General features: G+C 76.9%; 10 protein-coding genes and 1 pseudogene. 6 read left to right on the top strand and 5 right to left on the bottom strand.

Translation table 11 applies throughout. The features are described from left to right. Window positions 1-3 precede the first annotated feature (3 nt). Window positions 4-9,225: a type I polyketide synthase gene (locus tag CNX65_RS37065; protein WP_269770703.1), complete on the top strand. Its 9,222-nt coding sequence runs from the start codon at window positions 4-6 to the stop codon at window positions 9,223-9,225. Window positions 9,226-9,302: 77 nt separating this feature from the next. Further along, window positions 9,303-10,511, top strand: a complete 1,209-nt coding sequence (locus CNX65_RS16300) for a glycosyltransferase (RefSeq protein WP_096494006.1) — start codon at window positions 9,303-9,305, stop codon at window positions 10,509-10,511. 95 nt (window positions 10,512-10,606) lie between these two features. On the opposite strand, the gene CNX65_RS16305 is transcribed toward CNX65_RS16300, so the two are convergent. Further along, entirely contained in the window at window positions 10,607-10,849 is a 243-nt protein-coding gene (locus tag CNX65_RS16305; RefSeq protein ID WP_096494008.1) for an acyl carrier protein, read from the bottom strand. Between the two features lie 179 nt (window positions 10,850-11,028). Between CNX65_RS16305 and CNX65_RS16310 the strand changes: the two genes are divergently transcribed. Beyond that, window positions 11,029-12,054: an SDR family oxidoreductase gene (locus CNX65_RS16310; protein ID WP_096494010.1), complete on the top strand. Its 1,026-nt coding sequence runs from the start codon at window positions 11,029-11,031 to the stop codon at window positions 12,052-12,054. 54 nt (window positions 12,055-12,108) lie between these two features. On the opposite strand, the gene CNX65_RS16315 is transcribed toward CNX65_RS16310, so the two are convergent. Both CNX65_RS16315 and CNX65_RS36205 read right to left on the bottom strand, forming a co-directional pair. Further along, window positions 12,109-12,573 carry a DUF4383 domain-containing protein gene (locus CNX65_RS16315; protein WP_096494012.1) on the bottom strand — a complete coding sequence of 155 codons (465 nt, stop codon included), beginning with the start codon at window positions 12,571-12,573 and terminating at the stop codon, window positions 12,109-12,111. Between the two features lie 147 nt (window positions 12,574-12,720). Beyond that, complete coding sequence (locus CNX65_RS36205) at window positions 12,721-13,341, bottom strand: TetR/AcrR family transcriptional regulator (RefSeq protein ID WP_177154599.1); 621 nt, start codon at window positions 13,339-13,341, stop codon at window positions 12,721-12,723. Between the two features lie 106 nt (window positions 13,342-13,447). On the opposite strand from CNX65_RS36205, the gene CNX65_RS16325 reads away from it, so the two are divergent. Continuing rightward, window positions 13,448-16,465, top strand: coding sequence for a cytochrome P450 (locus CNX65_RS16325; RefSeq protein WP_096494015.1), 3,018 nt, complete (start codon window positions 13,448-13,450; stop codon window positions 16,463-16,465). Window positions 16,466-16,504: 39 nt separating this feature from the next. Here CNX65_RS16325 and CNX65_RS16330 read toward each other — a convergent pair. Beyond that, window positions 16,505-17,482: pseudogene (locus tag CNX65_RS16330) on the bottom strand (RNA polymerase sigma factor); the annotation flags it as partial. Window positions 17,483-17,910: 428 nt separating this feature from the next. Here CNX65_RS16330 and CNX65_RS35425 point away from each other — a divergent pair. Continuing rightward, window positions 17,911-18,258 carry a hypothetical protein gene (locus CNX65_RS35425; protein WP_157767680.1) on the top strand — a complete coding sequence of 116 codons (348 nt, stop codon included), beginning with the start codon at window positions 17,911-17,913 and terminating at the stop codon, window positions 18,256-18,258. Here the strand turns inward: CNX65_RS35425 and CNX65_RS16340 are convergent. Then, window positions 18,243-18,815 (bottom strand): dihydrofolate reductase family protein, encoded by a 573-nt coding sequence (locus CNX65_RS16340; RefSeq protein WP_096494018.1) that lies wholly within the window; start codon window positions 18,813-18,815, stop codon window positions 18,243-18,245. The genes CNX65_RS35425 and CNX65_RS16340 overlap by 16 nt on opposite strands. Before the next feature lie 86 nt (window positions 18,816-18,901). Here CNX65_RS16340 and CNX65_RS16345 point away from each other — a divergent pair, with 86 nt between their 5' ends. After that, window positions 18,902-19,516 carry a TetR/AcrR family transcriptional regulator gene (locus CNX65_RS16345; RefSeq protein WP_096494020.1) on the top strand — a complete coding sequence of 205 codons (615 nt, stop codon included), beginning with the start codon at window positions 18,902-18,904 and terminating at the stop codon, window positions 19,514-19,516. The last annotated feature ends 82 nt before the right edge of the window (window positions 19,517-19,598 follow it).

A 19,598-nucleotide genomic window follows, 5' to 3' on the forward strand; every position in this document is an offset into this window, starting at 1 on the left:
CGCGTGACCACCCGTGAGCAGCTCCTGGACGCGCTGCGCGCCTCGCTGCGGGAGAACGAGCGGCTGCGCGCCACCGGGGGCGCGGCCGAGCCGGTCGCGATCGTCGGCGCGGCCTGCCGCTTCCCCGGCGGGGTCACCTCGCCCGAGGAGCTGTGGGACCTGGTCGTCGGCGAGGTCGACGCGGCGGGCCCGTTCCCAGGCGACCGGGGCTGGGACCTGGCGGACCTGTTCGACCCCGACCCCGACCGGGTCGGGCGCTCCTACGTGCGGCACGGGGCGTTCCTGCGCGACATGGCCTGGTTCGAGCCGGGGTTCTTCGGGATCTCGCCGCGCGAGGCCCTGGTGATCGACCCGCAGCACCGGCTGCTGCTGGAGGTCGCGTGGGAGGCGTTCGAGCGCGCGGGCATCGCCCCGGACTCGGTGCGCGGGCGCGACGTCGGCGTCTTCGGCGGCGTGCTCAGCCACGACCACGGCTCGCGGTTCCGGCCCGTGCCGCCGGAGCTGGAGGGCTACCTGGGGACCGGCAGCTCCGGCAGCGCCGCGATCGGGCGCGTCGCCTACACCCTCGGGCTGGAGGGGCCCGCGATCACGGTGGACACCGCCTGCTCGTCGTCGCTGGTCGCGATCCACCTCGCGGTGCGGGCGCTCCAGCGCGGCGAGTGCTCGATGGCGCTGGCGGGCGGGGTGACGGTGATGTCGACGCCGGACACGTTCGTCGAGTTCTCGCGGCAGCGCGCGCTGGCCCGCGACGGGCGCTGCAAGGCGTTCTCCGCCGACGCGGACGGCACCGCGTGGGGCGAGGGCGCGGGTCTGGTGCTGCTGCAACCGCTCTCCGCCGCCCGGCGGGACGGGCGGCGGGTGTTGGCGGTGGTGCGCGGGTCGGCGGTGAACTCCGACGGCGCGTCCAACGGGCTCACCGCGCCCAGCGGTCCCGCGCAGCAGCGGGTGATCCGGGCGGCGCTGGCCGACGCCGGGCTGTCGGCGGCGGACGTGGACCTGCTGGAGGCGCACGGCACCGGGACCGTGCTCGGGGACCCGATCGAGGCGCAGGCGCTGCTGGAGACCTACGGGCGCGGTCGCGCGGGCGCCGGGCCGCTGTGGCTCGGGTCGGTGAAGTCGAACATCGGGCACACGCAGGGCGCGGCGGGCGTGGCCGGGGTGCTGAAGGTGGTGCAGGCGCTGCGCAACGGCGTCCTGCCCCCCACCCTGCACGCCGCGACGCCGACCACCGAGGTCGACTGGGACGCCGGGGCGGTGCGGGTGCTCGACCGGGCCCTGCCTTGGCGTGGGGGAGGGGAGCCAGGGAGTGCACTGGGGGATGCTGCTGGTGGCTTGGAGGGTGGTGCTGCGGGGGGCCGACCGGGTGGTGCTGCCGGGGGCGTGGCGGGTGGAGTCGGTGGGGGCGCCGCGGCGGTGCGGCTGAGGCGGGGGGCGGTGTCGGCCTTCGGGGCCAGCGGCACCAACGCCCACCTGATCCTCGAAGAGGCGCCCGTGGCGGAGGCCGTGGCGGAGGCCGTGGCACCCGCCACGACCGGCTCACCTGCCGCGCCCGGCGCGGTTGGCGCACCGGGCGTGACCGCCGCGCCCGGAACCTTCGCCGCGACCGCTGCCGTGCCCTCTGCGCCGCTGCCCGCTGCCGCGTCCGATGCCCCCGTGCCTGTGCCCGTGCCCGCCCCCGTCCCGGTCGTCGTGTCCGGGGCCACCACCGCCGGTCTGCGCGCCCAGGCGGCGCGCCTGGCCGGGCACCTGCGGGAGCGGCCCGCGCTCGGCCCCGAGGACGTCGCCCGGCCGCTGCTGCTCTCCCGCGCCCAGCGCGAGCGGCGCGCCGTCGTGGTCGCCCGCGACCGGGAGGCGCTGCTCGGCGGGCTCGACGCCCTCGCGGGTGGTGAGGCCGGGCGCCGGCTCGTGAGCGGCGCGGCCGACGTCACCGGGCGGGTGGTCCTGGTGTTCCCCGGTCAGGGCGCGCACTGGACCGGCGTGGCCGAGCGGTTGTGGCGGGAGGCGCCCGCCTTCGCCGACAGCATGGCCCGCTGCGCCGACGTGCTGCGCGACCTCGCCGGGTGGGAGCTGCGGGAGGTGCTCGTCGACCCGGTCGCGCTGGAGCGCGTCGACGTGCTGCAACCGGTCTCGTTCGCGGTCGTCGTGTCGCTCGCGGCGCTCTGGGCGTCGGTCGGCGTGCGGCCCGACGCGGTCGTCGGGCACTCGCAGGGCGAGGTGGCCGCCGCCCACGTCGCGGGCGCGCTCACGCTCGCCGAGGCCGCCCGGATCGTCGTGCTCCGCTCCGCGCTGATCGCCCGCGAGCTGTCCGGCCGCGGCGCGATGCTCACCGTCGTCGCCGACGTCGAGCGGGTCACCGCGCTGCTCGCCGGGTTCGAGGGGCGGGTGTGCGTGGCGGCCGTCAACGGGCCCGCGTCGGTCACCGTCTCCGGCGAGGACGCGGCGGTGCGCGAGTTCGAGCGGGTCCTGTCCGCCCGGCGGGTGCTGCGGTGGCGGCTGCCCGGCGTCGACTTCGCCGGGCACTCCCCGCAGGTCGACGCCCTGCGCGCGGAGCTGCTGGCCGCACTCGGCGACGTCGCCGCCCGCGAACCCGAGATCCCGCTGCTGTCCACCGTCACCGGTCGGCCCGCCACCCGGCTCGACGCCGAGCACTGGTACCGCAACCTGCGCGAGCCCGTCCGGTTCGCCGACGCCGTCACCGCCCTGCTCGACCGGGGGCACCGGGTGTTCGTGGAGGTGAGCCCGCACCCGGTGCTCACCACCAGCGTCGTCGACCTCGCCGCACCGCACCGCACCGCCGTCGTGGGCACGCTCCGCCGCGACGAGGGCGGGCTCGACCGGTTCCTGCTGTCCGCGGGTGAGCTGCACGTGCGCGGCGTGCCCGTCGACCTCGCCCGGCACGCGGGCGCGGGCACGGCCGAGGTGCCGACCACGGTCTTCCAGCGCGAGCGGTACTGGCTGGACGCGCCCCGCCCGTCCGGCGACGCGCGCGCCGCCGGGCTCGTGCCCTCGGGGCACCCGCTGCTGGGCGCGCTCGTGCCGCTCGCGGACGGCGCCGTCCTCACCGGGCGGCTCTCGCTGTCGGCCCAGCCGTGGCTCGCCGACCACCGGGTGCTCGGCGCGGTCGTCGTGCCCGGTGTCGCGCTGGTGGAGCTGGCGGTGCGCGCGGGCGACGAGGTCGGCTGCCCGGCGCTGGAGGAGCTGGTGGTGGCCGCGCCGCTGGTGGTCCCGGAGAGCGGTGACGTGGCGGTGCGCGTGGTCGTCGGCCCGCGCGGCGCGGACGGGACGCGCCCCGTGGACGTGCTCTCCGGCGACCAGCCCCCGGTGCTGCACGCGCGCGGCGTCCTCGGCCCGCCCCGCGCGCCCGAGCCGGTCGGGGGCCAGTGGCCGCCCGCGGGCGCCGAACCGGTCGACCTCGCCGGGCTCTACCCGGACTTCGCCGCCAAGGGCCTGGAGTACGGGCCGCACTTCCAGCGGCTGACCCGGCTGTGGCGGCGCGGCGACGAGGTGTTCGGCGAGGTCGAGCTGACCGGCGAGCAGCGCAGGGCCGCCGGGTTCGCGCTGCACCCGGCGCTGCTGGAGTGCGCGCTGCACGTGAGCAGCTTCACCGGGCAGCGGGTCGCGGGGGACGGCGGCGCGGTGGGGCTGCCGTTCTCCTTCTCCCGCGTCGCGCTGCACCGCTCCGGCGTGGACGCGGTGCGGGTGCGGGCGGCGCGGGTCGGGGACGGGGTCGTCTCGCTCGACCTCGCCGACGGCGCCGGCCGCCCGGTGGCGCGGATCGGCGAGCTGGCCTTCCGACGGGCGGGCGGGATCCGGTCCGGTCCACCGGGGGTGCTGCTGGAGACCGCGTGGCGCCCGGTGGAGCTGCCCGAGGCCCCACCGCCCGCCGACGTGACGACCGTGGTGGGGGACTCGGTCGAGCGGGTGCTCGCCGCCCTGCGCGAGACGCTCGCCGGGGACGGGCGGCTGCTCGTGCTCACCGGCGACCCCGGCGCGCCGATCGGCACGGCGGTCGGCGGGGCGGTGTGGGGGCTGGTGCGCTCTGCCCAGCTCGAGGAGCCCGGCCGGATCGTCCTGGCCGACCTGGACACCGCGCCCGAGCGGGCGGGCGCGGTGCTGGACCGGGTGCTGGCCTCCGGTGAGCCGCAGGTCGCGATCCGCGGCGGGGCCGTGCTCGTGCCCCGGTTGACGCCGGTCCCGGTGGTCGCCGGGCCCGCCGGGCTGGACCCGGCGAAGACGGTGGTGCTCACCGGCGGGACCGGCGCGCTCGGCAGGCTCGTCGCGCGCCACCTGGTCACCGAGCACGGCGCCCGCAGGCTCCTGCTGCTCGGGCGCGGCGGCCCGGAGCGGGCGCGCGACCTGGTCGCCGAGCTGACCGGCCTGGGCGCCGAGGTGGAGGCCCTCGCCTGCGACGTCGCCGACCGGGGCGCGCTGTCGACCGCGCTCGCCGGGCGCGCCCTCACCGCCGTCGTGCACCTGGCGGGCGCGCTGGACGACGGCGTCGTGACCGCGCTGACCCCCGAGCGCCTGGCCGCCGCGTTCGCGCCCAAGGCGCTGGCCGCCCGGCACCTGGACGAGCTGACCAGGGACCAGGACCTGGCCGCGTTCGTGCTGTTCTCCTCCGTCGCCTCGGTGCTCGGCTCGGCCGGACAGGCCAACTACGCGGCGGCCAACGGGTTCCTGGACGGCCTCGCGCACGAGCGGCACGCGCTCGGCCTGCCCGCCACGTCCATCGCCTGGGGGCTGTGGGACGTGGACAGCGCGCTGGTGGGCGAGCGCGGCGCGGCCGACCGGGAGCGGCTGGCCGCGTCCGGGATGCGCCCGCTGCCCGCGCCCGCCGCGCTCGACCTGCTCGACGCCGCGCTGGCCTGCGGGCGGCCCGCCGTCACCGCGCTGGCGCTGGCCCGCGCCGCCGACCGGGCGCCCGCCGCGCTGGGCGAGGTGGTCGCGTCGCGCCGGGCGCCCGCGCCCGCCGCGCCGGTACCAGGGGACCCGGCCGCGCTGCTCGCGCTGGTGCGGGCCGAGGCCGCCGCCGTGCTCGCCCTGCCCGTCGCGGGCGTCGACGAGCGGCGGGCGTTCCGCGACCTCGGGGTCGACTCGCTGACCGGGGTGGAGCTGCGCAACCGGCTCGCCGAGGCCACCGGGCTGCGGCTGCCCGCGACGCTGGTGTTCGACCACCCGACCCCGGTCGAGCTGGCCGCCGCGCTGCTGGAGCGGGTGGGCGGGACCTCGGGACCGGCGGGCGGCGCGTCCGCCCCCGCGCCCGCGTCCGCCCCCGGCGAGCCGATCGCGATCGTCGGCATGGCCTGCCGCGCGCCCGGCGGGGTCGCCTCGCCCGAGGACCTGTGGGACCTGGTCGCGGGCGGCGTCGACGCGGTCGGCCCGTTCCCCGCCGACCGGGGCTGGGACCTGGAGCGGCTGGTGCACCCCGACCCCGACCACGAGGGCTCCACCTACGTCGACCGGGCCGCGTTCCTGGACGACCCGGCCGGGTTCGACGCGGACTTCTTCGGCATCTCCCCGCGCGAGGCCCTCGCGATGGACCCGCAGCAGCGGCTGCTGCTCGAAGTCGCGTGGGAGGCGTTCGAGCGCGCGGGCATCGCCCCGGACTCGGTGCGGGGGACGGACGTCGGCGTGTTCGCGGGCGTCACCAACCACGACTACGACCAGGTGCTCCCGCGCGGCGACGACGGCTACCGGATCACCGGCGTGTCGGGCAGCGTCGTGTCGGGGCGCATCGCCTACGCGCTCGGGCTGGAGGGCCCCGCGCTGTCGGTGGACACCGCCTGCTCGGCCTCGCTGGTGGCGATCCACCTCGCGGTGCGGGCCCTGCGCGGCGGCGAGTGCTCGATGGCGCTGGCGGGCGGCGCGACGGTCATGGCCACGCCCAGGGGGTTCGTGGAGTTCGCCAGGCAGCGCGGGCTCGCCCCGGACGGCCGCTGCAAGCCGTTCTCGGCGTCGGCGGACGGGACGGCGTGGTCCGAGGGTGCGGGGTTGGTGCTGCTGGAGCGGCTGTCGGACGCGCGGCGCAACGGGCGTCGGGTGCTGGCCGTGGTGCGGGGCAGCGCGGTGAACTCGGACGGGGCGTCGAACGGGTTGACGGCGCCGAGCGGTGCGGCGCAGCAGCGGGTGATCCGGGCGGCGCTCGCGGACGCCGGTCTGTCCACTTCGGACGTGGACGCGGTGGAGGCGCACGGGACCGGGACCCGGTTGGGCGACCCGATCGAGGCCCGCGCGCTGGTCGCCACCTACGGGCGGGACCGGGACGGCGAGCCGCTGTGGCTGGGGTCCCTCAAGTCCAACCTCGGGCACATGCAGGGCGCCGCCGGGATCGGCGGTGTGGTGAAGACCGTGCAGGCGCTGCGGCACGGGGTGCTGCCGCGCACCCTGCACGTGGACGCGCCCACCCCCGAGGTCGAGTGGGACGGTGTCGCGCTGCTGGCCGAGCAGCGCGCGTGGCCCGAGGTGGACCGGCCGCGCCGCGCGGCGGTCTCCTCGTTCGGGGTCAGCGGCACCAACGCGCACGTCGTGCTGGAGCAGGCCCCCGCCGAGCGGACCGCAGCCGAAAACCCCGGTGGGAACGCAGCCGGGCGCGTTGGGGACTTTCCCGGCGTGCTGCCGCTGGTGCTGTCCGCGCGGAGCCCGGCGGCCCTGCGCGCCCAGGCCGCGCGGCTCGCCGACGTCCTCGACGACCTGCCGCTCCGGGACGTCGCCTCCACGCTCGCGCGGGGGCGCGCCGCGCACGAGCACCGCGCCGTCCTCGTCGCCGCCGACCGGGACGCCCTGCGCGCCGGGCTGCGCGCGCTGGCCGGGGGACGTCCGCACGCCGCCGCCCGCACCGGGGTGCGCGCGCCCGGCGGGCTGGCGTTCGCCTTCTCCGGGCAGGGCAGCCAGTTCGTCGGCATGGGGCGCGGCCTGCACGCCGCGTTCCCCGCGTTCGCCGAGGTGTTCGACCGGGTGTGCGCGGCGCTGGACGAGCGGCTGGGCGAGCTCACCGGGCGCTCCGTCCGGGACGTCGTGCTCGACGGGCCCGCCGAGCTGCTGGCGGAGACCGTCCACGCCCAGCCCGCGCTGTTCGCCCTGGAGGTCGCGCTGGCGCGGCTGCTGGAGGGGTGGGGCGTCGTGCCCGACGTCGTGCTCGGGCACTCGGTCGGCGAGCTGGCCGCCGCGCACGTCGCGGGCGCGCTGTCGGAGGCGGACGCCTGCGCGCTCGTCGCGGCCAGGGCGCGGGCCATGCACGGGGCCCGGCGCGGCGGGGCGATGCTCGCGGTGTCCGCCACCGAGGAGCAGGTCGCGCCGCTGCTGGGCGGGGGCTTGGCGCTGGCCGCCGTCAACGGGCCGGGCGCGGTCGTGCTGTCCGGTGACGGGGACGCGGTCGAGCGGGCCGCCGCCGAGTGCGCCGGGCGCGGGTGGCGGACCAGGGCGCTGCGGGTGAGCCACGCCTTCCACTCCGCGCACCTGGACGGGGTGCTCGGTGAGCTGGCCGTGGCCGCGCGGCGGGTCGAGGTCCGGCCCCCGCGCGTCCCGCTGCTGTCCACGCTCACCGGCGCGCCCGCCGACGTCGAGCTGCTCGCCGACCCGGACTACTGGGCTCGGCAGGCCAGGGAGGCCGTCCGGTTCGGCGACGGCGTCGCCCGGCTGGGCGAGCTGGGCGTGACGCGGGTGCTGGAGGTGGGGCCCGGCGGCGCGCTGGCCGCCCTGGTGCGCGAGCAGGTCGCGCCGGGGGCCGCGGTGGCGCGCGGGCTGGTCGACGGGGACGAGGTGGTCGGGCTGCTCTCCGGGATCGGCGACCTGTTCGCGTCCGGGGCCCCGGTCGACTGGACCGCGCTGCTGGGCGGGCCGGGGGCGGTCGTCGACCTGCCCACCTACCCGTTCCAGCGCACCAGGTTCTGGCCCGCGGCGCAGGCGCCCGGCGCGTGGTGCGAGGTCCGCCTGGAGCGGTTGCCCGCGCCTCGGGGCGGCGGGTCGGCGACCGTGCTGGAGGTGGGGCCGACCGCCTCGGCCGAGGAGCTGGCGAGCGTCGCCGACGTGCTGGCCGAGCACAGCGGCCCGCTGCTGGTGGTCACCGGGGACGGCGCGGTGGCCGGGCTGGTGCGCTCGCTGCCGGACCGCGCGGACGTCGTGCTGGCGGACGTGGACGACGACCCGGCGTCGGTGGCGCTGCTGCCCGCGCTGCACGGCTGCGGCGAGCCCGAGCTGGTGGTGCGCGCGGGCGAGGTGCTCGCGCCCAGGCTGCGGCGCGTCACCGCGACCGGCGCCGCCCCCTCGGGGCCGGTGCTGGTGGTCGGGGAGGCCGCGCGGGGCGTGGTGGCGGCCTGCGGGGTGCGCGAACCGGTCGTGCTGCCCGCCGACTCGGGCCGGGCGGAGCTGGTGGCCGCGCTGGACGACCACCGCCCGGACTGGGTCGTGCTCGCCGTCGCGCCGGACGACGCGGGCCTGGCGCTGGCCGCGCTGCTGGACGAGCTGACCCGCGACCGGCCGCCCGCGCTGTTCGCGCTGTGCGGACCGGCGGGCGCGCTCGGCGACGCGGCGCGCCCCGAGGACGCGGTGGCCGCCGGGGTGCTGGCCGCGCTCGTGCGCCGCCGCCGCGGGGACGGCCTGCCCGCGACCCTGCTGTGCGCGGGACCGGGCACGCCGCCGCTGAGCCCCGAGCTGGGGGTGGTCGTGTTCGCGCGGACGCCCGAGGTGGTGCTGCCCGAGCCGAGGACCGCCCAGCCCGAGCCGGACGCGGTCGACCTGACCGGCCCGGACCGGGACCGGGTGCTGCTGGCGCTGGTGCGCGACCACGCCGCCGCCGTGCTGGGCCGCGCGGACGGCCCGGTGGACGGGCGGGCCGCGTTCCGGGACCTGGGGTTCGACTCGATGACGGCGGTGGAGCTGCGCGACCGCCTGGCCGCCGCCACCGGCCTGACCCTGCCCGCGACCCTGCTGTTCGACCACCCGACGGCGGCCGAGGTCGCCGCCGTGCTGGCGGGGCTGCTCGACGGCGGCGACCCGGTGACCTCGGGCCTGGACCGCCTGGAGGCCGCGCTCGCCGACCCGCCCGCCGACCCCGCGCTGCGCGCGTCCGCCGCCGCCAGGCTGCGCGCCCTGCTCGCCGCCCTGTCCGACGAGGGCGACGGCCGGGACGGCGCTGGCCAGGACGGCGCTGCCGCGCTCCGGGACGCGGGCGTGGCGGAGCTGTTCGAGTTCATCGACACCCGGCTGGGCCGCGCCGAGCGGGCCTGACCGGTTCGGGGCCGCATCCGCGGCCCGTTCACCACCGGGGCCCGCCGCGCGGCGGGCCCCAGCACGGAGGAAGACAGTTGCGCGTTCTGTTCACCGTCACCGGGGCCCCGTCGCACGCGCACGAGATGCTCGTGCTCGGGCGCGCGGTCCTGGACGCCGGGCACGAGGTGCTCGTGGCCACGGCCCCCAGCGCCGCGCCCGGCCTGCGGGGCAGCGGCCTGCCCTCGGTCGAGGCGTTGCCCGACCAGGCGAGGTTCTGGGTGGAGCGGCTCGGGGGCGTCGCGCCACCGGCCAGGCCGGGCACGGACTACCCCGGCGTCGCCGCGATCGTCGACGTCATCGCGGGCAGGCCGCTGCTGCGGGAGGCGCTGACCGGGCTGCGCCCCGTCGTCGACCGCTTCCGGCCCGACCTGGTCCTGCGCGACGGCATGGAGCTGGCCGGCCTGCTCGTCGCGGAGGAGCGCGGGCTGCCCTGCCTGACCGTGCCCTCGGGCACGACGAACCAGCTGGACCCGGCCGCCGTGCTGCCCCGGCTCAACGAGCGCCGCGCCGAGCAGGGCCTGCCCACCTCGGCCGACCCGCTCGGCGCGCACCGGCACGGCCACGTCGACTGCCTGCCGCGCGAGTACTCGCTGCTCGGCGTCCCGCTCAGCCCGTGCCTGGCCTACCGGCCGCCGTCGCCCGACGGCCGGTCGCTGCCCGCGTGGGTGGCCGACCTGGACCCGTCCCGCCCGCTGGTGTACGGGGCGGTCGGCATCGCGCTGGCCGCCCTGTGGCGCCGCGACGACGTGACCGCGCTGGTCGCCGACCCGGTGGAGGCGCTGGGCGGACTCGTGGCGGCCCTGTCCGAGGTGGACTGCGCCGCGGTGGTGTCCACCGGGGGCATCCCGGTCGACCGCGTCCCGCCGGGCGCGCCGCACGTGCGCGTGGTCGAGCGGGCGCCCCAGCCGCTGCTGCTGGAGTGCGCGCAGCTGTTCGTCACCCACGCCGGGGCCAACAGCGTGCGCGAGGCGGTGCGGGCGGGGGTGCCCATGGTCGCCGCCCCGCTGTTCGGCGACCAGCCGCACAACGCCGCCAGGGTCGCCGCGCTGGGGCTGGGCGTGCGGGTGGTGGACGGCTCGCCCGCCGATCTGGCGGACGCCTGCCGGACCGTGCTGGCCGATCCCCGCTTCACCGCGAGGGCGCGCCACGCGCGCCGGACCCTGCTCGCGCTGCCCCCGGTGGGCGAGGTGGTGACCCGCCTGGAGCAGATCGCCGACGCCGCGCGGAGCGTCGCGGTGGTGTGATCGCGCGGGTCAGCGGGCGGGCGAGCGCGGTCCCCGGCCGACCCACCGGCCGGGGACCGCGCTGGTGCCCGCAGTGGACAGTCCTTTGCGGACGGTCAGCTCATCGCCGGGCCGGACTCGCTGCTGCCGGTCAGCTCGGCCAGGAACCGGTGGCACTCCTTGGCGCGCGCGGCGTCCTCGTCCATGACGCGGCGGAAGAAGTCCGCGATGTCCTGGCGGCCCGCGTTGTCGGCGTCGCGGACGTACTGGCCGTAGTCGTGCCCCGCCTTGAGGGAGTGGTACTGCACCGAGATCAGGTCGAAGCTGACGTCGTCGAAGCCGGTCTCACCGGTGGCCATGGGTCTCCTCCTCCGCTGGTCGGTCCTGCCTGTCGCGGTGGGAACTACCCGTGAACCGGGCGGCTATGCGCGGGGGAACCCGATGGCGCAATTCCTCGCCGGACACCCCTCCGGGACGCGTGGACGGCGTTCCTCCGGGTACCCGCCGCATTTCGCGATCCGGGACGAGGAGGGGCCACATGCCCAGGAGGTTGGCGGAGCAGGTCGTCGTCGTGGTGGGCGCGTCGTCGGGGATCGGGCGGGTCACCGCGCTGCGGTTCGCGGCGGCGGGGGCGCGCGTGGTGTGCGCGGCGCGCAACACCCGCGCCCTGGACGGGCTGGTCGAGGAGGTCCGGGGCGCGGGTGGGCGGGCGGTCGCGGTGACGGCGGACATCGCCGACGAGGCGGCCGTGCGCGCGGTCGCCGACGTGGCGGTGGAGCGGTTCGGGCGGGTGGACACCTGGGTCAACGCGGCCGGGATCGGGGTGTACGGGCGGGTGGAGGACACGCCCGCCGGGGAGTTCGACCGGGTGATGCGGGTCAACTACCTCGGGCACGTGCACGGGGCCAAGGCCGCGCTGCCCGCGCTGCGCCGGGCGGGCGGGGGAGTGCTGATCGGGGTCGCGTCCGTGCTCGGCCTGCGCTCGGCTCCGCTCCAGGCCCCGTACGCGGCCAGCAAGGCGGCGGTGCGGGCGTTCTACGACGCGCTGCGGGTGGAGCTGGCCCACGACGGCGAGTCGATCGCGGTCACCGCCGTGCTTCCCGCCGCGATCAACAGCCCGTTCTTCGAGCACTGCCGCAGCCGCGTCGGCTCGCTGCCCAAGCCGCCGCCCCCGGTGTACGCGCCGGAGCTGGTCGCCGAGGCCGTGCTGCGCGCCGCCGAGCGCCCCCGCCGCGAGGTGCCGGTGGGCGACGCTGCGCTCGCGTTCTACCTGGGGCAGCGGCTGTTCCCGGCGCTCACCGACGCGCTGATGTCGGTGCGCGCGGTCGGCCGGTCGGGGATGCGGTCCGAGCTGCCGGACAACGGGGTGGACAACGTGGACTCGCCGGTGGACGAGGACGGGCGGGTGCACGGGTCCTACCCCGGCCGGGTGCTGGACTCCAGCCCGGTGACGGCGCTGCTGGCCCGCGTGCCCAGGCCGGGGGAGCTGGCGACCTCGCTGGTGAGCGGGGCGCACCGGGTGGGCGGGGCGGTGCGGGGCGGGCTGCGCGCGGCCCGGTCCTGACCGCGGACGGGGGCCGACCGGGCTTTCCGGTCGGCCCCCGCTGCCGGTGGCGGGTCAGTCGTCGGACCGCGCCGCGCGGTAGTGCGCCGCGTTGCGGCCCAGCGCCGCGCCGAGGCCGATCATGCCGACGGCCAGGCCGAGGTGCAGCCAGTTGTCGGCGGCGTTGAGCGGCACGAAGTTGGCCGTGCTGTGCTCGTCCACGACCACGCCGTACAGCCACAGCACCGCGTAGATCGCGCCGCCGCCGATCAGGAACGCGCGGGCCCCGCGCGGGGCCTTGGACAGCCCCGCGGCGATGCCCGCCGCGCCGAACGCGAGGTGCACCAGGTTGTGCAGCGCGGAGACCTTGAACACGCCCAGCAGGGCGGCGTCCGAGTGGTGGCCCGCGAACTCCAGGCCGTCGTAGTTCGTGGTCAGGCCGGGGACGAACCCGGCGATGCCCACCAGCAGGAACACCGCGCCCACCGCTAAAGCGGCGTTCTGCACCGGCGTGCGGTGGCGCGTCGTCGTGTCGGTCATGCCTGCCTCCAGGGCGCAGGTGTGTCCGGACGTCCGGGCGGCTGCCCGGTGTGCGCGGCTACCCGTGCGGGCAGGGGGGTAAACGATCTGGTCGGCGCAGTGGCCCGAACGGGTCACCGGCCGGCCGGGCGCGGGTGCGCGCGGGGCTCAGCGCGTCAGGGCCGCGAACATCACGGCGAACTGGTCCAGCGACGCCTTCGCCAGCTCCCCGTCCCGGTGCGAGAACCAGGACGAGGCGACCCCGTCCAGCACCGACACCACCAGCTCCGCCAGCAGCGCCCGGTCCACCGAGTAGTCGAACCCGGCCTCCTCGGCGAGCCGGTCCAGGTGCGCGACCGCCTTGGCGACGTACTCGCGGTGCTGCCACGCGGGCAGCTCGCGCAGCTCGGGCTCCCGCTGGGCGAGGGTGACCAGCTCGCCCAGCACCAGCTCCGCCTCCGGGTCGGCCTGGAACGCGGTCCAGAAGGCGGCCAGCATCGTGCGGACGTTGTCCACGGCGGGCAGGTCCGGCGAGATCGCGGGCCACGCCGCGTCCAGGCTGGTGTTCAGGCCCGTGGTGAGCAGCGCGGTGTACAGCTCCTGCTTGGAGCGGAAGCAGTAGTGGAACGCGCCGTGCGGCATGTCGGCCTCGGCGCAGATCGCGCGCGTGGTCGCCGCGGCGATCCCGTCGCGCTTCATCACGCGCAGCGCGGCGGCCACGAGCTGCTCGCGCCGCACGGCCGCGCTCACGTGCTTCCGGCCCGCCCTGGCGTCCTGTGCCGTCGACATGGGGTCATCCTAACAGTCTGGCCAACTGACCAGGTCGCTTGACTTGGTCACTTGGCCAACTTTACCGTGGGGGCGACCCGGCACCCGTCGACCGAAGGGGGACCCCGTGGTCGCCACCGGCACGCGCATCCCCGGCCCCAAGCCCCTGCCCCTGGTGGGGAACCTGCTCGACGTCCTCACCTCCGACCTGGACACCGACGTCGACTTCCTCGACCGCTGCCACCGCGAGCACGGCGGCATCGTCGCGCTGACCTTCGCCGGGCAGCGCCAGGTCTTCGCCTCCAGCCACGAGCTCGTCGCCCGCATGTGCTCCGACCCGAGCTGGGGCAAGGCCGTGCACCCCGCGCTGGAGCAGGTCCGCGACTTCGCGGGCGACGGGCTGTTCACCGCGCGCGGCGACGAGCCGAACTGGGGCAAGGCGCACCGGCTGCTCATGCCCGCCTTCGGCCCCACCGCCATGAGGGACCACTTCCCGGCCATGCTCGACATCGCCGAGCAGATGCTCGTGCGCTGGCGGCGGTTCGGCCCCGACCACCGCATCGACGTCGCCGACGACATGACCCGGCTGACCCTGGACACCATCGCGCTGTGCGCCTTCGGCGCCCGGTTCAACTCCTTCTACCGCGACCGGGCCCACCCCTTCGTCGACGCGATGGTCCGCAGCCTCGTGGAGGCGGGCGAGCGCGCCGAGCGGCTGCCGGGCGTGCAGCCGTTCCTGGTGGGCAGGAACCAGCGGTACCGCGACGACATCGCCACCATGAACCGGATCGCCGACGGGATCGTCGCCGCGCGCGCCGCACTGCCCGCAGGGGAGCGGCCGGACGACCTGCTGGAGCGGATGCTCACCTGCGCCGACCCGGTCACCGGGGAGCGGCTGTCCGCGCGGAACGTGCGCTACCAGCTGGCCACGTTCCTGATCGCCGGGCACGAGACCACCTCCGGCCTGCTCTCCTTCGCCGTGCACCGGCTGCTGGCGCACCCCGAGGTGCTGCGCAAGGCCAAGGACGCGGTGGACGGGGTCCTGGGCGACCGCGTGCCCGCGTTCGAGGACCTGGCCCGGCTCGACTACCTCGGGCAGGTGCTGCGCGAGACCCTGCGGCTGCACCCGACCGCGCCCGCGTTCGCCCTGGCCCCCGACGAGCCCGCAGAGCTGGGCGGCCACGCGATCGGCGCGGGCGAGCCGGTGCTGGTGATGCTGCCGACGCTGCACCGGGACCCGGCGGTGTGGCGCGACCCCGACGTGTTCGACCCGGAGCGGTTCGCGCCCGAGCGGATGGACGAGATCCCGGCCTGCGCGTGGATGCCGTTCGGGCACGGGGCGCGGGCGTGCATCGGGCGGCCGTTCGCCCTGCAGGAGGCGACCCTCGTGCTGGCGCTGGTGCTCCAGCGGTTCGACCTCGCGCTCGCCGACCCCGACCACCGGCTGACGATCAAGCAGACGTTGACCCTCAAGCCGGACTCGCTGGTGGTCCGCGCCCGGCCGCGCGCCGACCGCCCTGGCGCCACCGCGACCGTCGAAACCGTTGTGCCGCACCAGGTTCCGGCCACCCATCGGCACGGAACCCCGCTGCACGTGTTCTACGGGTCGAACGGCGGCAGCGGCGAGGGCCTGGCGCGCACGATCGCCGGTGACGGTGCGGCTCGCGGGTGGGCGACTTCCGTCGCGCCCCTTGACGACGCGGTGCGCGCCCTGCCCGCGTCGGGACCGGTGGTGATCGTCAGCTCCTCCTACAACGGCGCCCCGCCGGACAACGCGGCCCACTTCGTGCGGTGGCTCACGCAGGACGGGCCCGACCTGTCCGGAGTGGACTACCTGGTGCTCGGCTGCGGCAACCTGGACTGGTCGGCCACCTACCAGCGCGTGCCCACCCTGATCGACGAGGCCATGGCGGCGGCGGGCGCCCGGCGGCTGCGCGAGCGCGGGGCCACCGACGCCCGCGCGGACTTCTTCGGCGACTGGGAGCGCTGGTACGAGCCGCTGTGGCCGCTGCTGTCGGCCGAGTGCGGGGTCGAGGTGGGCGAGATCGGGCCGCGCTTCCGGGTGGTCGAGTCGGACGCGGCCGACGGCCTCGGCGATCTCGCGTCGGCGGTCGTGCTGGAGAACCGGGAGCTGGTGCGCGGACCGGACGCCGGGTCCAAGCGGCACCTGGAGCTGCGGCTGCCCGACGGCACGTCCTACCGCACCGGCGACTACCTGTCCGTGCTGCCGCAGAACCACCCCGACCTGGTGCGGCGGGCGGTGGCGCGGCTGGGCACGCGCGCGGAGCGGGTCGTGACGGTCGAGTCGAGCGCGCCCACCGGGCTGGTGCCGGTCGGGCGCGCGCTGCGCGTGGACGAGCTGCTGACCCGGTGCGTCGACCTGTCCGCGCCCGCGGGCGCCGGGGTCGTCGCGCGCCTGGCCGAGCGCTGCCCCTGCCCGCCGGAGCGCGCCGAGCTGGCCGCCACGACCGGGGCGACGCTGCTGGAGCTGCTGGAGCGCTTCCCCTCGTGCGCGGTCGACCTGGCGCTGGCCCTGGAACTGCTGCCCGCGCCCAGGACCCGCCTGTACTCGATCAGCTCGGCGGCCGAGGAGCAGCGGGCCGAGGTGGCGCTCACCGTGTCGGTCACCGGCGTGACCTCCGGCTACCTGAGCCGGGTGCGACCCGGCGACCGCGTGGCCGTCGGGATCGCGTCACCGCCGGAGTCGTTCCGCCCGCCCGCCGACAACACCGTCCCCGTGGTGCTGATCGCCGCGGGCACCGGGATCGCGCCGTTCCGGGGGTTCCTGCGGGCGCGGGCCGCGCTCGGCGGCGAACCGGGCCCGGCGCTGCTGCTGTTCGGCTGCCGGGGGCCCGAGCTGGACGACCTGTACGCGGAGGAGTTCGCCGCGCTCGGCGACTGGCTGGAGGTGGACCGGGCCTACTCGCGCCACCCCGATGGCGAGGTCCGCCACGTGCAGCACCGGCTGTGGCAGCGGCGGGACCGGGTGCGCGAGCTGGTGGACGCCGGGGCGCGCGTGTACCTCTGCGGCGACGCGACGCGGGTGGGACCCGCGGTGGAGGAGGTGCTGGGGCGCATCGGTCCCGGCGCCGGGTGGCTGGACGCGCTCCGCGCCGGGGGGCGGTACGCGACGGACGTGTTCTGAGCGGGCCCTCGACCGAGGGGGCGCGTGCCCCGCGCCCCCTCAGTCCAGGTAGCCCTCCAGCCCGCGCGAGCGCGCCGGGTGCTGCAACTTCGCCATGGTGCGCGACTCGATCTGCCGGATGCGCTCCCGCGTCACCCCGTACACCCGCCCAACCTCGTCCAGCGTGTGCAGCACCCCGTCCGGGAAGCCGTACCGCATCCGCACCACGCCCGCCTCGCGCGGCGTCAGCGTCTCCAGCACCGCCCGCAGGTCCGCCGACAGCAGCGCCGAGCTGACCGCCTCCAGCGGGGCCACCGCGTTCTCGTCCGCGATCAGGTCGCCGATGGAGGTGTCCGCCTCCGCGCCGATGGTCTGGTCCAGCGACACCGGCGTGCGCGCGTGCTGCCGCAGCTCCACGACCTTCTCCGGCGTCACGTCCAGCTCGACCGCGACCTCCTCGGCGGTCGCCTCGCGCCCGTTGCGGTGCAGCAGGTCCCGCTCGATCCGCGCCAGCTTGGTGACCACCTCCACCATGTGCACGGGCAGCCGGATGGTGCGCGACTGGTCGGCCAGCGCGCGCGTGATCGCCTGCCGGATCCACCACGTGGCGTAGGTGGAGAACTTGAACCCCTTGGCGTAGTCGAACTTCTCGACCGCGCGCACCAGGCCCAGGTTGCCCTCCTGGATGACGTCGAGCAGCGCCATGCCCTTGCCGGTGTACCGCTTGGCGATGCTCACCACCAGCCGCAGGTTCGCCTCCAGCAGGTGGTCCTTGGCGCGCTGCCCGTCCCGCACCACCCGCCGCAGCTCGACCGGCCGCCGCGACCCGCGCGCCGCGGGCGGCAGGTCCAGCAGGTGCTCGGCGTACAGGCCCGCCTCCACCCGCCTGGCCAGCTCCACCTCCTGGTCGGCGGTCAGCAGCCGCACCCGGCCGATCGCCTTGAGGTAGGCGCGGGTGGAGTCGGCCGCGTTCGCCGCCTCCGCGTCGCGGCGCAGCGTGGCCGCCAGCTTGATGTCCTCGTCGGTCTCCCACGTGAAGGCCTCGGTCACGCCCCACCACCGGACCGGGCGGCGCCGACGGCCGTCCGCGGAATAGCCAATCCACAACCCATGATCGTGTGCCGCTCCTCCTGGGAACTGCCCGCGCCGATTCGGCGCGCACCACGCAGGAGTTCCACTGTACCCACCGCGGGGGCGTGCCCAGGGGAGTGGAATGTCGCGGTCGGGGGTGGTGACAACCGCCGACCTGCGGTTCCCGCACCAGCCGGGCCACTTCGGTGGAACCGCGCTCTTGCAGCAGCGCCAGCAGGGCGGCGGGTGACCAGCGGTAGGCGGTCACGACTTTGTGGTCGAAGGCCCGCGGTTCCGGATCGTCGCAGGCGAAGAAACCGAGCACGGGGTGACCGCCGGGTTCGAGCACCCGGTGGAACTCGGCGAGCACGGGCGGGAGTTCGGCGGGCCGGGGTGTGGATCACCGAGCAGAACGCCAGGATTCCGGCGAGGCGGTCGTCGGGCAGGTCGAACGCGCGCAGGTGCGCGGTGAGGTGGCCGAGGCCGCAGCCGAGGTCCGCCACGCGGGCGCCGGGGCCCAGGAGCTCGGCGAACGCGGACAGCAGGGCGCGTTCGAGGGGGAGGGACCCGAGGACGTCGCTGAACAGGTCCGCGTAGCGGTGGGCGACGGCGTCGTACGCGGCCCCGGTGGCGCGGCCGAGGCCAAGGCCGCCGTCCTGCTCGCGTCCACCACCGCCGCGCTGCCGGCCGGTGCGCTGCACGCCCGCAGGGGGCGGTGGCCCGCCCGTCAGGCCGGGCGGTAGGTGGTGACCACGCCGCCGTGGTCGAACGCGCGCACGTCGACCGGCCTGAACGCGCGCGGGGCGAAACCGGCGCGGAACAGCGGGGTCCCGCCGCCCGCGACCACCGGGTAGGTCTTGACCACCAGCTCGTCGATCTCCGGGAGCAGCTGCCCGGCCAGGTCCGCGCCGCCGCACAGCCACACGTCCAGGCCGTCCTCCCGCTTGAGCTCCCGCACCAGGCCGACCGGGTCCGCGCGCACCAGCGCGACGGCCGGATCGGCGTCGGGCAGGGAGCGGGAGACCACGTACTGGCGCAGGTGCGCGTACGGGCTGCCCACGCCCGCGTCGAGCGCGGGCTGGTAGCTGCCCCGGCCCATGAGCACGGTGTCGTAGCGTCGGTTCGGGGTGTCCAGGGGCATCCCGACGAGCGGGCGGACGTGGGTGGGCGTGGTCTCGGGGTACTCGGCGCGCAGGTGCTCGACCATCGGCTCTGCGGTCGGGTAGAAGTCGTGCTCGCCCTCCGGGCCCGCGATCACGCCGTCGATGCTCGCCGCGATGAAGTACACGAGCTTGCGCACGGGCTTCCCCCTCGTCTCGACCACTCCGGCCGTAGTACTCTGCTTGAAGTGGTTCGAACCGTAGTACTACGTTTGGAGTGGTGTCAATGGCGCGACGCAACCCGGAGCGGCGGGCCGCGCTGCTCGACGCCGCCGTCGAGGTGCTGGCGGGCGAGGGCGCGCGGGGGCTCACCTTCCGGGCGGTCGACCAGCGGGCCGGGGTGCCCGCGGGCACCGCGTCGAACTACTTCGCCGGGCGCGCCGAGATCCTCACCGGCGCGGGCGAGCGGGTCTACCAGCGGCTGCTCGACCAGGCCCCGCTGGGCGAGACCCCGGACGGCCCGCGCGACCGGTCCCGCGTCACCGAATTGATGCACGCCCTCGTCGACCGCGTCTCGGCCTTCCCGACCGGTTTCCTCGCCCTGCTGGAACTGCGCCTGGAGGCCGCGCGCAACCCGGAGCTGCGCGAGGTCCTGACCGCCCGCGTCCGCGCCGACCTGCGCTTCAACGCCGAGCACCACGCCGCCTCCGGCCTGCCCGGCGACGGCACCACCGTGGCGCTGCTGTGGCTGGCCCTCAACTGGCTGATCCTGGAACGCCTCACCCTCCCCGACCTGCTGACCGACCACCAGCGCCGCGACCTCGTCACCGCACTGGTCGACCGGCTGCTCGCGGGGCAGCCGGAGGAGGCGGGCAGCCCGTTCGACGAGAGCGGAAAATGAGTTAAACGGAAAAGGGAACGGCGCTAACGTCCGAGGTCCGGAGAATTCGCACCGGCGATTTCTCCGAATAATTCGAGGAAAG

This window comes from Actinosynnema pretiosum, assembly GCF_002354875.1.
In the GTDB taxonomy this organism is placed as follows: Bacteria; Actinomycetota; Actinomycetes; order Mycobacteriales; family Pseudonocardiaceae; genus Actinosynnema; species Actinosynnema auranticum.